This is a genomic window from Devosia oryzisoli, assembly GCF_014837245.1.
GTDB classification, from domain to species: Bacteria; Pseudomonadota; Alphaproteobacteria; order Rhizobiales; family Devosiaceae; genus Devosia; species Devosia oryzisoli.
Window position 1 is genome coordinate 976785 of the sequence record NZ_JACYFU010000002.1, and the last position, 12220, is coordinate 989004.

Below are 12220 nucleotides of genomic sequence, written 5' to 3' on the forward strand. Positions count from 1 at the left end.
AACCACAAGCTATGAGGGCTTGAAGATGACCAGCAATGAAAACACCGTCGCGCTTGGCCGCGGCAACCGCACTGTCACCGTTGAGATCGCCAGAACGGACCTTGCCTTCCACCCCGTCGAGATCGATACCGCCACTCCTACCGGCGGCAAGATCGCCAAGGTGGCCGGCTTCAACTCCGACCAGCACCCCCATGTGATGCAGTGGCTGCCGGACGGTGACCTCGAGGACATCCGCGTCCAGGAAGAAGCCGACTTGAGCAAGAGCATCAAGTTCATCGTCGCCGAGAACAGCAGCTCCCACCGCATCACGATCAACGACGAAACCCTCGACTGGCCCGCAGACGTGATCTCTGGCGCAGTGGTGCGCAAGCTGGGCAAGATCGACCCGGCGGACGACATCTACCTGGAGCGCGATGATGAGCCGGACCTTCTTGTCCGGGACCAGGACCTCATCAAGATCAAGGCAGAGGGTGTCGAGGAGTTCAAGAGCCGCAAGCCGGACGTCTGGAAGCTCAATGTGCAGGGCAAGGTGATCGTCTCGAAGTCGTCGACGATCTCCGCAGCCGATGCGATGGCCGAGGCGAACTTCGATCCCAATGCCTGGATCATGATCCTGAAGGTGCAGGGGCAGCCGAAGCGTCAGCTGCAGCCCAGCGACGTGATTGATCTCACTACACCGGGCATTGAGAAGATCCGGCTCACTGCCAAGGACGTCAACAACGGCGAGGCGCCTCCTGCGCCCCGCCGTGACTTCGCCCTCCAGTCGGTAGACGAACAGTACCTCGACGCGTTGGGTTTCCGCTGGGAAACCGACGCCACCGGCCGCTGGCTCATCATTCACGACTACCCGGTGTCGCCCGGGTACACGGTTACTAAGGTGACGCTGGCCATCCAGGTTCTGCCGACTTACCCGCAGACCCAGATCGACATGTTCTACGTGTATCCGGCACTGGTGCGTCGGACCGGCGGCGCGATTCCCGCCACCCAGACCACGGCGACCATTCGGGGTCTCTCCTTCCAGCGTTGGTCGCGCCACCGCGGGGCTGGCTCCAAGTGGAACCCCAAGACTGACAACGTGATCACCCACCTCGCCATCGTGGAGTCCGCCATCGCCAAAGAGGTGGGGCAATGACGCCGAACATCACGCTTGCCTTCGCCGGCGTTACCCATACAGCCCTTAAGCGTCACTTGTTCCCTGGTGACGGCAATGAAGCTGCCGCCGTCCTTCTGTGCTCTGCTTCGCCGGGTCCACGCGACCGGTTGATCGTCCGCGAGGTGATCATGGTTCCGCACGCTGACTGCAAACGCTGGCCCGACTACATCACCTGGCCGGGTAGCTATATCGAAGATGCCATTGATTCAGCGGAAGCCGATGGCTTGACGATCGTGCTGCTGCACTCTCACCCAGGCGGATGGCTGGACTTTTCGAGCATCGATGACGACAGCGACGCACGGGTTATTCCCGGGCTCCTCGAGGCACTGGGAGATCGTCACGGCTCGGCTATCATGACGCCCGATGGCGCGGTCCGAGCCAGGCTTTACAACCGTGACATGAATTGCATGCCTGTGGACCTTGTCACCGTGTCGGGAGACGACATCCTCTACTTCTGGAACGACGCCATCGCTGATGGACTATTGGCTCCGCGGCCGCTGGCATTTACTGGGCCGATGACAAAGGAGTTGTCGAGGCTTTCAGCGGCAGTCATCGGAGTATCCGGCACCGGGTCCATCGTGGCAGAGCAGTTGGCGCGGCTCGGCTTCGGCCAGATTGTCCTGATCGATTATGATCTGGTGGAAAAGAAGAACCTCAACCGCATCCTGAACTCGACGACCGCAGATGCTGCTGCCCGTCGCCCCAAGGTTGAGATGTTCGCCGACGCCATCGAGACCTACCGTGGCCCGGGAGTCGCCCTACCAATCGACCAAACGATCAACAGTCGCGATGGCGTCCTCGCGGCCGCCCAATGCGACCTTCTTTTTAGCTGCGTGGACAGCCAGGAAGGGCGGCAGATACTGGACCTGGTGTGTTCGGCGTTTGTCATGCCGCTTTTCGACGTGGGCGTGACCATCCCGACTCATGAAGGCAACGGGGCGGTGGAGATTATCGACGTTTGCGGGCGCGTGGATTACGTGCAGCCCGGGGGTGCATCGCTGGCCGATCGCGACGTCTACACCCAGGAGGGCATACGGGCGGAGTTCCTTCGCCAGACCAACTCCGAAGCATTCGAGGCAGAACTCGCGGACGGGTACATCAAGGGCATCGTGGAAGAAGCTCCGTCGGTGATCACTCTCAACATGCGGGCCGCCGCGGCAGTCGCCACTGAGTTCCTGGCGCGGGTCTATGCTTTTCGCCAGGAGCCCAACAGGCACTATGCCAGGACGAAGTTCAGTCTCGCCGATTGCGAGGAAACGTATTGGTCGGAAGACGCCTTCCCCTCTGAACGCGACGACCTGCTTGGGCGTGGTGCATCGGAACCTCTTCTCGGGCTTCCTTCGCTTGCAGCCCAGCGGAGGGATGCAGCATGAAATTTCTGGAGTTCTGGGTCAGGCGGCTCCGCAGGCTTTGGGATCGTTACGGTCCGGCCCGAGGGCTGATCGTTGTTGAAGGCGACACGTTGCCAGAGGGATTGCCTCGCCGGGACCTCGTTCTGCTGCGCGAGGACGGAGAGAACTGGAGCATCGGGATGCGTTGCCCATGTGGATGCGGTGCCACCATCGAACTCATGGTCATACCTGAAGCAAGGCCCCGGTGGTCGATTACCACCGATGCGCAACGTCGGCCGACGCTTCATCCTTCGGTTTGGCGGAAAACCGGTTGCAAGTCCCACTTCTGGGTGCGTGAAGGACGAATACAGTGGTGTGACTAGGGAGCGCTATGAGCTCGGCGGATCTCATCACAGCAGCGGCTCTACCTTGGCGCGGTCATAGAGCAGCCCGCCCTTGACCTCGAGGTCGATCGCCGGCTGCACACCATTCACAGCGAGCCAGTTCCGGAGTTGGAGGCGTGATCGCCCGCTGCGAATGCCGATCTCGTTGGTCAGCACGTACTTGCCGGCGAATTCCATCACTTGGGCGTAGGGCACCATCTTGTCGGCGTCGACCGACAGCAGGCCGGCTTCAACGCAGGCGGTGAACACCGGATAAACGTAGATCCCCAGCATCAGGTTGGCATTGCCGATGGTGACGCGATCGAGGTCAGGTGCCGGAAGCTCGTACAGGCGCTTGAGCAGGCGCTCTCGATCGATGTCGCTCGCCCTGACGGACACCGCCTCGGTCACTCCCCTTGTGGGCTCCTTGTGCAGAAAGGAGTTCACCCGATTGTAGAAGATGTCCTCCCACAACGGGAACCATGGCCGCCGGCCCGCCGGGAACATGAGCATGGCCTCACCGAAGGTCACGTAGCCTGGCTGCTTCTTCACCCGCGGGAAGATCTCCACGTAGTAGTCGAAGAGGTCGGTGATATCGCTGCCGTGGTAGTGTCTTCCCTCCAGGGTAAGGGTCGCTTCCACCCCTTGCGCCGGCTTCAACCACAGGCTGCTTGCGAAATCCTGGATCGCGTCCACGGGGAGCCCCAGGCGCCACCCCAAGGTCGACTCGGACACCAGCTGCTTGTAGTTGCGCAGGATGGCCTCGCCCTGCCACTTCATCAGGTTCAGCGGCGAGAACTCGGCCTCCTCCCCCCGCATGGTGAAAACATCAGGGTGCCGGGTGACCTTGAGCATCAGGCCATAGTCCACATTGAACTTGGCACAGAGCTCCTTTGCACCGACATATGCCTCGGATCGATATGCAGCGTTGCGTGGGACACCCTGGCGGGAAGCACTGGCTCGGAAGTAGCTCGCCGTGGCAGAAGCGATGATGTCCTTGGTGTCCAGATCGAGGTGAGGGTCTCTGCGCAGATTTCCGAGAGCACCCAGTTCTTTGTGAATGCCCCACTTGTTGCCACGTCGGTCGACACTGGCAGCCTGGGCTTCACAGAGCTTCAGAAAGCCTCGGGGCCAAGTGATGATGGCTCTCCCGGCTGCAGCCAAGGCGGATGGCTCAATCCCTCGGATACGACCGCGATTGATATTCGTAGGATCCAGCGGCCGCTGCGTATCGTGGTTAAGCATCAGCGCCGCGCCGATCGCCACGGCGAGCTCAAACAACTGCCCGCGATCCAGTACGCTGAGGCTGTCGTGCAGCGACGGCATGGTTCCGCGCCGCCGCTCCGGATCGGGATCGATGAGAGCCGTAACGAAATCCAGCGCCGCTTCGTCTGCCACCTCTACGAGCTCTTGCGGGAAATCCCGCAAGTCTACCTTCGAGACAGGCAGCCCGTATTCGTCCTCCCCGACACAGTGCTCGCAGAACTCCACCCCCCATGTCCGGGTGAACCCGAGATCATTGCCGCAGACGGGGCAGGCCGAGAGCAGAATCTCCTTGGTCGACGGATCAAAGGTAAGCGGGCGCAGGCTCCAGACAGCCTTGATATATGGTGAGGCGCACAGTGCCCGGGGCGAGAGCCGGCGCCTCAATGGTTCCCGGTGCTTCGCTCGCAAGTTGGTTCCGAAGAAGTCGATGTGACGGTCGCCGCGAGCAGGGTAGTACAACGGCTGAAGGAGGTCCGGGTTGGTGCCAAGCACCTGCGCCAAGCCACTGGCAGTTCCGGCGGACTGCATGGCGATTGACTCCGGCCGAAAACTGCCGACATCGGCCAATGCGAGCACATCGCGAGCGTGCGGGTAGACGTTGACACTGGCGGCCCGCGCCACCAGGCCCGCCAGATTTTCGTCGGGCATCGGGGTCACGGGCCGAACGAGCATCACGCGGCCTGCCCGTTGACGGTGCCGCCCGCAACGCCTTCGCGGAAGGGGTTGTAGGTGCACATGTTGTTGGGAATCGCCCGGGTATCTACTGCGAGTGCAAGATCGTCGTATTCGACGCGGGTGCCATCCCGATCAAGGGCGTGAAACACCGCTTGTTCAAGGATGCGGGAGACGATACCCAGGCAGCCGCCCGACGCCGCCCACAACCGGTGAGGGATGTCGTTCTCGATGAGCTTGGTCTCCTCGGGAAGGAGCTCGTGCTCTTGGAGGAGCGCCGACGCCTCGATGCAATACTCGAGGAAGATTTCCTGATCCTTCGCCGAACTCCACTTGAGTGGCGAGAAGTCGATCTTTCCCATCTCCCGGTTGGTCAACTGCCGATCAATGGTGATGTGGTCCCGAGCAGCCGGGATGCCCACGAAGACCATCGGCACAAGGCCACGGATCAGCATGGTCTTCAGCGTGTCACTAACCTCCGTGCTCCGGATGATGTTGGACTTCTCCCTCTTCCCTTGCTTCACCTCGCTAGTTGCAAGGTGCTGCAGCTCGTCGAGGATGACGAGTTCCGTCTGTCGACCGAATGGCTGGCCGGTCACCGGATCCTTGAACGTCCCCGAGAGATATTCGTACACGCGGCGCATGAGCACCGGCCCGCTTCCACTGTCGGCGCGAGGATCGCCAAGCTGGGTCAGGATGTCGACCGCCAGAGATCGCTTCGACGCGTTGGGCGAGAGGGTCACGTGGAGCACGATCCTCTGTTGCCTGGCGATCTCTTCGCGATCCATGTCCGCCGGGAACAGGCCACGCTCGATGGCCTCGGGGACAACCTTGTCCTCAATATAGGTGGTGATGGCCGTCGACTTGCCTGAATGCGTAGGCGCAAAGAACTCGATGTAGCGCTTGGGCCTGTTGGGGACCAGCCGGCCGAACTCCCGCGCCTCATCAAGCTTGTCGTGAACCTCCGGGATGCGCGGATGGTAGATGCGCATCATCTCGAACGCGGCTTCTACGGCGCTGCGTCGCGGCTTGATGTAGCTCATGTCTGATCTCCCTTGTTACTCTTCTTGGCGGCGAGCCTTGCTCTCACCCTGGCGGCGATTGCCTCGGCGTCGACCACCACCTCCAACGCGGTACCCGGCAAGCCGGGGGGTCTGGGTGGGGCCGACTTCGCCTCTGCGGATTGTTCCTTGGCTTGGCGGTTCCGTTCACGATTGGCCGCAGCCTTCCTTTGCCCGGCCTTGCCTCCGAAGGGCTTACCCTTCTTCACCTCGATCGCCTCTGGCGCACGTCTTGCGGCGGTGTCGTAAACCACGCCGTGTTGATCATCGCGGGCGACCATGTCCACGTTGTCGCCGGGCATCAGTTCGGGCTCTGGTTCGACGCGAGCGTAGGTTCGCTTAGCGGGTCCCTTCATGGTCGGCAGGAGGTCCTTAAGGAACTTCCGGTACTCGACACGGGCCTTGGCCATATCCGCATCGGAATGGAAGTCGAGGTTCCGCTTCGTTGCAAACGCCTTGATGAGGTCCGCACCATACCAAGAGAGATTCTTGGAATAGGCCTGGCGGACGTTCGGCAATGTTACGTACTCCCGTTCAGTCGGATCCCATACGTGCACCTTGGAGACGTCACCCGGATCCCACGACACTCGAACCATGACTGTGCGGGTTGAGGTCTTGCTGTGACGCTGTGCCCTTTCCTTGCCGAAGCGAGCGAGCCGGTTCATCAGCCTCGTGGTCAGCTCAGGATCGTGGAAGCGATGTCCCCAAACGAACACCCCCTCAGCGCTGAGCTGGCAGTTCTTCCCCTTGCCGAAAATCCTGTCGAGCAGTCCGACTGCATCGACCGTCGCCCTCTTGTGCTGCTCGATACCGCGACGCCACTTGAGGGCCGGGGCGATGCCCATTCCCTCGCCGGTATGAACCTCCAGGTGATAGAGGTTGACGATGGCGTTCCACATCGCCTTCTCAAGCAGGTACAGGGGGAAGACAGCTTCGACTTCCGGCTTCAGCTCCAGGGCCTGGCGCTCCTGCGGCGTGAGCGGCAACCCGCCGGGGAGCTTGTGCCAGATGACGGAGTTGAGGGTGCCGAAGGCACGTTCCACATAGGCCTTGTATGTCGGCATCTTCACCGGCGCCCATTCGACGTCGATACCGGCCGCTTCGCAGGCTGACTGGAACGAGGGGCTGACGAATTCCTTGCCGTTGTCGACAATGATGGTGAAGGGCTTGCCCCAACCGTCGGCCGCTCCCTTGTCGTAGCCGTACGTCTCCCAGAGGAATTCCTTCTTGCGGACGACCTGCCTCAGGCACCGTGCGACGGTGCTGACACTGGGTGGATCGAAGCCAAGCACGGCGCCGAGGATCATCCGGGAATACACGTCGAGTGCCAGCGTGAGGTACGGCCGCACAACGAAGGCCGGCTCTCCGTGCTCGTCGTGGACCACCGCCCACACATCCACCTGGGTGTGGTCGAACATGACGTATTCCAGCGGGCGGGTGGCTTCGATCGCCTTGCCGCGGCCGCGGAAGCGACGGTTGGCGTTCTTTACTCCATATCGCTGGGCCCAGTGCCACCAGTCGGCATTCTGGTGGATCCACAGCCGGATCGTCTCGCCGCAGGGGATGGGGTGGTTCGACTTCCGGGGCTTCTTCGTCCGCTTAAGTCGGCCGTTCGCATCGCGATTGTCCACGTGCACGTCGACCGCAGCGCCTTCGATCTCCTTGAGTGGAAGGTAGTGCTCTTCGTCAATGCTTTCTGCCTCGGCGGCGAACTGCGCCAGGGCGTCGCCGATGGCGAAAGACTGATCGTCCCAATATGCCTCGATGGCCCGGTTCGCAGCTTCAACGACATCCTTCGGCCACCGCCGTTCTCTGTCGAGGGTGTCTCGGCGCTTGATGAAGTGGGTGAGGTGCCGTGCACCGGGCGTGCCGCATTCATCCACGGCCCGGAGCAGGCTGCTGGGAGAGGGCTTCCATGTGAACCCCTTCTCCATCGCCTCCGGCAGATGGTCCTTAATGAACTTCTCGATGCCCAGCCGTCCCCGTCCTACGTCCGGGGAGTCGTCGTACTTCATCACGTAGAAGCGGAGCGTGCGACGACGTTCGAGGTGTTCCTGCTGCTGGAGGCGCGCCCTGCGTTCCTTCAGAGTGATGTTCGGGTCGTCAGGGTCGAGGATTGTCCGCGGATCGATGTCGTGATCTTCAATGATCTGCCGGTCTGCATCGAGGCGGATACGATTGGCCCTGCCATCTGAACGCATCTGGTCGAAGACGTCAGCGTCGACATAAATCTCCAGGTCTGTCCCCTCTCGCTTGAACTTGAGGCGACCGTCCCGCATCTCCTTGGCGAATTCGGCGAGCACCGGACCGTCGAATTCCGGGATTTGCAGCGAATACAGTTCGCCAACTGTGACATCGATCTGCGTCACCATGGGTGCGCACCCGGCAGTTCGAAGATCGCCATGTCGTCAGGCATCTTCATGATCGGCGACTCGGGCAGAAGCTGATGGCGGAGATCGATGCTGATGATACGGCGGACATGCAGGGCAGCACACTTGCCCAAACTGGAAGCGCCACCGCCAAGCTCAAGCAGCAGCTCCATGAGCATTGGAGTTGGGTTGCGCCCGAACACCGTCCGCACCCGATCAATGTCCCCGGGTGAGATGGCTACGTCATGGTCCAGGCAGAGCTGTCGGACCGATGACGCGATCCGGTCGTTATCGAGGTCATGCGAGCGCACTACGGTGACGAAGTGCCAGTTGATGAATTCGTACACCTGACGGGCGAGCTGGAGCTTGCGTTCGTACAGTGGATCATCGATGCGAGGATCGTTGTCGTCCTTCACCTCCACCACAAGCCGTACATCGTGAGTGCGGTCGGATGGCTTCCATTGCGTGACGGCCTCGGAGAACGGAACACCGGCCTGCACCTGCCGCACAATATGGGCATCGACGGTCAACAAGAGATCCGGCCGATACATCCACTCCTTGGAGTACCCGGTTACCTTCATGAACAATTCATGTGGCTGGGCGAGGAGACGCAGTACAGGAGACGCCACCTCGCAGAGATTGATCATCGGACGCTCGGCCTTGACCGATTCCCAAGGCATGGAGCGCATCCCGGCCTTGATGCAGACCTTCGTGCCGACAACGTGCGGTTCGCGCCCGGTGATGAGATCTACGATCGGGGTGCCATTCTTCATGTACTCAATGCGAGCGAAGGTTCTGAGTTGATCCACCTCGAGCTGGCGCTTTACGCGCTCGTATCCGGCGGCCATTTCAAAGAGCCTCGGAAGCGGCGCTGTGAAGAAGCGCGAAGCTGAACAAGGATTGGAATTCGGAATGCGGCATAAAACTCCCCCGTGTGTCAGTTCTAGAGGGCGAATTCTTTGGAAATGCTGAGCCAGCAAGGCTAACGAGTGCTTGCTATGGCGCTGTCGCGCCATAGCTTTTCTGCAGTTGGTCAGGACCCGTCCGGCGTCTCGGCGGGTCTGTCGCGACGGCGCCTGGCCAGCGGGAACCGCACCACCTGTTGGCCGGTGCGTTCCTCTTCCGGAATGCCGACCTTCCGCTCGGCATCGCATTGCACGGTCAGCGCGATGGCGAGCAGGGCGCGATGGGCGGCCTCCTCGAAGCTCTCCTCGCCGAGTTCGTCGTGAACCCGGAGGAGACGGGTCAGCACGCGGATCAGCAACTCATCCATTGCTGCCTCCCAGGAGCTTGACCGTGCCCGTCCGCTCGGCGCGGCGGCAGATCGCCACGAACTGATCGCCGGTGAGATGCCGCTGCTTGAGCAGCGCCTCGGCGACCCGTTCCACGACGGTGGCATTGTCACGCACGATCTCGAGGGTGTTGGCATAAAGCCGCTGCAGGTCCTCTTCGACGGTCTTCGCCAGCACCGGATCAAGGGTCAGCAGCTGCTTGACCTCCTGCGGTGAGGAGCGGTGCAGGAGCCGATCACCGAGACCAAGCGAGGTGTGCACCAGGGCCAGCATGTAGGTGGCCTGCGCCAGGTCGCTGGTTTCACCGCCGCCGGCGCCGCTGCTCACCGAGTTGAGCAGAACCTCTTCACCGCACCGCCCGGCCAGGAGAACCATGGCACGGTGTTCGATGTCGCGCCGTGCGATGGCGTCCTCGGCAACCAGCGACATCGTGGTGCTGCCACCCTCCGAGGGCTTGCGGCTGATCGTGGTCACACAGTCGACGGAACCTGGCATGAGGACATGACTGACCACGGCATGGGCGGCTTCATGGACGGCGATCCGCCGCACCAAACCTGGCGGGCGGTTATCCGGCGGCGCCACCTGGTTGAACAGGTCCTGCAGGGTGACCGAGCGGTTCTGCTGGCGCGCGGCGAGACGAGCCGACTTCACCCAGTCATGCACGTCGGCACCGCTGGCGCCCACGCCCAGCTTGGCGACGACCTCCAGGTCGGCATCAGGCAGGTCCTTGCCGAGATGCTGGCGGATGATGCCTGCCAGCGCCGTCGCATCCGGCTTCCGGATATGGATGATCTTCGACAACCGGCCCGGGCGAACCAGAGCCGCGTCGAGCTTCTCGGGATGGTTGGTGGCACCGACGACGATCAGCTTCGAGCTGTCACCCGAGGTGGCGCTGTCGAGCTTGAGCAGCATGTGCCCGACAACCGGGATCCACCACGATGAATGCCGATCAGCATTCGCACGGCTCGGAATCCCCTCGCACTCGTCCAAGAAAATCATGGCCGGTGCTACCGCTGCGGCTGCAGCAAAGACCTCATCGATCTGCTTGATGATGCTGTCGAGATACCCGGCGCTATTGGAAAACCACTGGCTGACCGAGGTGGGGAAGAACGGGATGCCGGCAGACTTGGCCAGGCTGCGGGCAAAAGTGGTCTTGCCCAGGCCGGGTTCAGAGGCCAACACCGCGGTGCGCTGGATGGCCGAAAAGTCCAGCTTGCCAGCACGCCAGGCGTCAATATCCGAGATCAGGGCCTTGGCCCATCCCTCCAGTTCCTCGCCATAACCGAAGAGCTCCTCGACAGGAGGTACGTCCTCGAGCCCGGGCGAGGCCTCCGACTTCGCCTTGGAAGCGGCCACCAGACGCTCGACACATGCCTTGGCCGTGCTGCCGGTGCGGATGGCACTGCAGATGTCCGAGTAATCCAACCCATGGGAGATGCCCGCGGTCATGGAGCGCGGATACCGACCGGTGGCCATCTTGATGGCCTGCCGCAGGAGTTCGTCATCCGGGTGATCGATCTTGAGGCGGATGTCGGCCGAGGCGGTCATGGCCTTGGGCAGGTAATCCAGGTTCTGCGTGACCCCGATGATACGGCCCCCATTGGCCATCGCGAGGATGGCCTGGTCCGAGATGGTCATGCCATTCATGGACTTGCGGGGCGGTTCGCTCACCGCATGGGCGAACGTCCACTCGCCCAGACGCTTGGCCGCACGCATGAGCGGTTGCACCCACTCGGCGCTCGGTGCCTCGATGATCATGCTGGTGGTGCGGTCGCGGCGCAGGCGGGCGAGATGTCCCGGCATCAACGCGAGGCGGATCATGAGCTCGGGGAGCGTCTGTGTGGGTGGACGATGCGAGGACTTGCTCCGCATCACCTCGGCATCGATCGCGTCCATCTCTTCCACGGAGATGTCGTCGTAGTCGTCATTGTCAGCCATTGCTGCCTCGTTCTCCGGCAGGCAAATGGCCGAGCGACTACGCGCCCGCCAAACCTGGCCGGTTGCATGGGCGCGGTCTGCGCCCGGGATTAAAGATGTTCATGGGGTGCTCAGAAAAGGGGACGTTTGCCCCATAGTCGGTGGTCTATCCGGCCACGGGCCAGACGCACGGAAACGCAAGCAGTCGAGAGCCGCTTTCGCGTCTCCAGATCAGCTTCGCCGTCGTTGGTGATTGGATTGAACATGGGAGGGTACCCGGTGAGGCCCTCCCGAAAACTGCAGCTAGAGGTGCAGTCCGGAACGCTGGAGGACAACGCGATCCGAGCGGCTGCCGGTGGGCGCCGCCTGTAGGTTCTCGCGTTTGGATATCGTCTTCTGCGGGTTCATGACGGGAACAGATAGAGAACCTGAAAAGTGGTGTCAACAGGGTTCCTTGCAGCAGCGTCGTTCCTCTAGACGACACCACCCTCTCGAAGTAGGATGATAGATAGCTAAGTCGCTAGACGTGTAAACGTTTAAAGATCTAGCTATCTAGATGTTTGGAAATGCGGGGTACTACGCTAATGGTGGAGCGCGAGGCAACGGCTGAGCGCCGACGGCGGGATGGACGAAGAGCGTTGCTGGTCTACATGGACGCAGCGCTCATAAAGAAGTTGAAGAAGGCGGCGCTCGACGAAGACTGCAACGCCTATGAGATCGTGGAACAGGCAACCAAAGAATGGCTAGGTCGCAAGAAATCCGAGTGACCTCGAACC

The 12220-nt window shown here is 61.7% G+C and carries 10 protein-coding genes; 4 read left to right on the top strand and 6 right to left on the bottom strand.

Annotated elements, in window-relative coordinates; translation table 11 throughout:
* Positions 1 to 25 precede the first annotated feature (25 nt).
* The 3 genes from IC608_RS11215 to IC608_RS18670 are packed head-to-tail and all read left to right on the top strand — an operon-like array spanning position 26 to position 2867.
* A complete protein-coding gene (locus IC608_RS11215) occupies positions 26 to 1132 on the top strand; it encodes a multiubiquitin domain-containing protein (protein WP_191775323.1) in 1107 nt (368 codons plus the stop codon).
* Positions 1129 to 2526: a ThiF family adenylyltransferase gene (locus IC608_RS11220; RefSeq protein WP_191775325.1), complete on the top strand. Its 1398-nt coding sequence runs from the start codon at positions 1129 to 1131 to the stop codon at positions 2524 to 2526. The genes IC608_RS11215 and IC608_RS11220 overlap by 4 nt, the downstream gene beginning before the upstream one ends.
* Positions 2523 to 2867 (top strand): ubiquitination-like system serine protease family protein, encoded by a 345-nt coding sequence (locus IC608_RS18670; RefSeq protein WP_282567966.1) that lies wholly within the window; start codon positions 2523 to 2525, stop codon positions 2865 to 2867. Before IC608_RS11220 ends, IC608_RS18670 begins: the two co-directional genes overlap by 4 nt.
* 27 nt (positions 2868 to 2894) lie before the next feature.
* Here IC608_RS18670 and IC608_RS11225 read toward each other — a convergent pair whose 3' ends face one another.
* From IC608_RS11225 to IC608_RS11250, 6 genes are all read right to left on the bottom strand, one after another.
* On the bottom strand, positions 2895 to 4781 hold the full coding sequence (locus IC608_RS11225; RefSeq protein ID WP_191775327.1) for a hypothetical protein: 1887 nt from the start codon (positions 4779 to 4781) through the stop codon (positions 2895 to 2897).
* A gap of 23 nt (positions 4782 to 4804) precedes the next feature.
* Positions 4805 to 5848, bottom strand: a complete 1044-nt coding sequence (locus IC608_RS11230) for an AAA family ATPase (RefSeq protein WP_191775329.1) — start codon at positions 5846 to 5848, stop codon at positions 4805 to 4807.
* The gene (locus IC608_RS11235) at positions 5845 to 8238 is read right to left on the bottom strand and encodes an integrase catalytic domain-containing protein (protein ID WP_191775331.1); all 2394 of its coding nucleotides are present in this window, start codon (positions 8236 to 8238) and stop codon (positions 5845 to 5847) included. The genes IC608_RS11230 and IC608_RS11235 overlap by 4 nt, the downstream gene beginning before the upstream one ends.
* Complete coding sequence (locus tag IC608_RS11240) at positions 8232 to 9083, bottom strand: hypothetical protein (RefSeq protein ID WP_191775333.1); 852 nt, start codon at positions 9081 to 9083, stop codon at positions 8232 to 8234. Before IC608_RS11240 ends, IC608_RS11235 begins: the two co-directional genes overlap by 7 nt.
* 185 nt (positions 9084 to 9268) lie before the next feature.
* Positions 9269 to 9508 (bottom strand): hypothetical protein, encoded by a 240-nt coding sequence (locus IC608_RS11245; protein WP_191775335.1) that lies wholly within the window; start codon positions 9506 to 9508, stop codon positions 9269 to 9271.
* Positions 9501 to 11465: an AAA family ATPase gene (locus IC608_RS11250; RefSeq protein WP_191775337.1), complete on the bottom strand. Its 1965-nt coding sequence runs from the start codon at positions 11463 to 11465 to the stop codon at positions 9501 to 9503. Before IC608_RS11250 ends, IC608_RS11245 begins: the two co-directional genes overlap by 8 nt.
* 563 nt (positions 11466 to 12028) lie before the next feature.
* On the opposite strand from IC608_RS11250, the gene IC608_RS11255 reads away from it, so the two are divergent.
* Complete coding sequence (locus IC608_RS11255) at positions 12029 to 12211, top strand: hypothetical protein (RefSeq protein ID WP_191775339.1); 183 nt, start codon at positions 12029 to 12031, stop codon at positions 12209 to 12211.
* Positions 12212 to 12220 lie beyond the last annotated feature (9 nt).

Coding starts and splice junctions, on each gene's coding strand:
- IC608_RS11215 (WP_191775323.1), top strand. CDS start 26: ATGACCAGCAATGAAAACACCGTCGCGCTTGGCCGCGGCAACCGCACT.
- IC608_RS11220 (WP_191775325.1), top strand. CDS start 1,129: ATGACGCCGAACATCACGCTTGCCTTCGCCGGCGTTACCCATACAGCC.
- IC608_RS18670 (WP_282567966.1), top strand. CDS start 2,523: ATGAAATTTCTGGAGTTCTGGGTCAGGCGGCTCCGCAGGCTTTGGGAT.
- IC608_RS11225 (WP_191775327.1), bottom strand. CDS start 4,781: ATGCCCGACGAAAATCTGGCGGGCCTGGTGGCGCGGGCCGCCAGTGTC.
- IC608_RS11230 (WP_191775329.1), bottom strand. CDS start 5,848: ATGAGCTACATCAAGCCGCGACGCAGCGCCGTAGAAGCCGCGTTCGAG.
- IC608_RS11235 (WP_191775331.1), bottom strand. CDS start 8,238: ATGGTGACGCAGATCGATGTCACAGTTGGCGAACTGTATTCGCTGCAA.
- IC608_RS11240 (WP_191775333.1), bottom strand. CDS start 9,083: ATGGCCGCCGGATACGAGCGCGTAAAGCGCCAGCTCGAGGTGGATCAA.
- IC608_RS11245 (WP_191775335.1), bottom strand. CDS start 9,508: ATGGATGAGTTGCTGATCCGCGTGCTGACCCGTCTCCTCCGGGTTCAC.
- IC608_RS11250 (WP_191775337.1), bottom strand. CDS start 11,465: ATGGCTGACAATGACGACTACGACGACATCTCCGTGGAAGAGATGGAC.
- IC608_RS11255 (WP_191775339.1), top strand. CDS start 12,029: ATGGTGGAGCGCGAGGCAACGGCTGAGCGCCGACGGCGGGATGGACGA.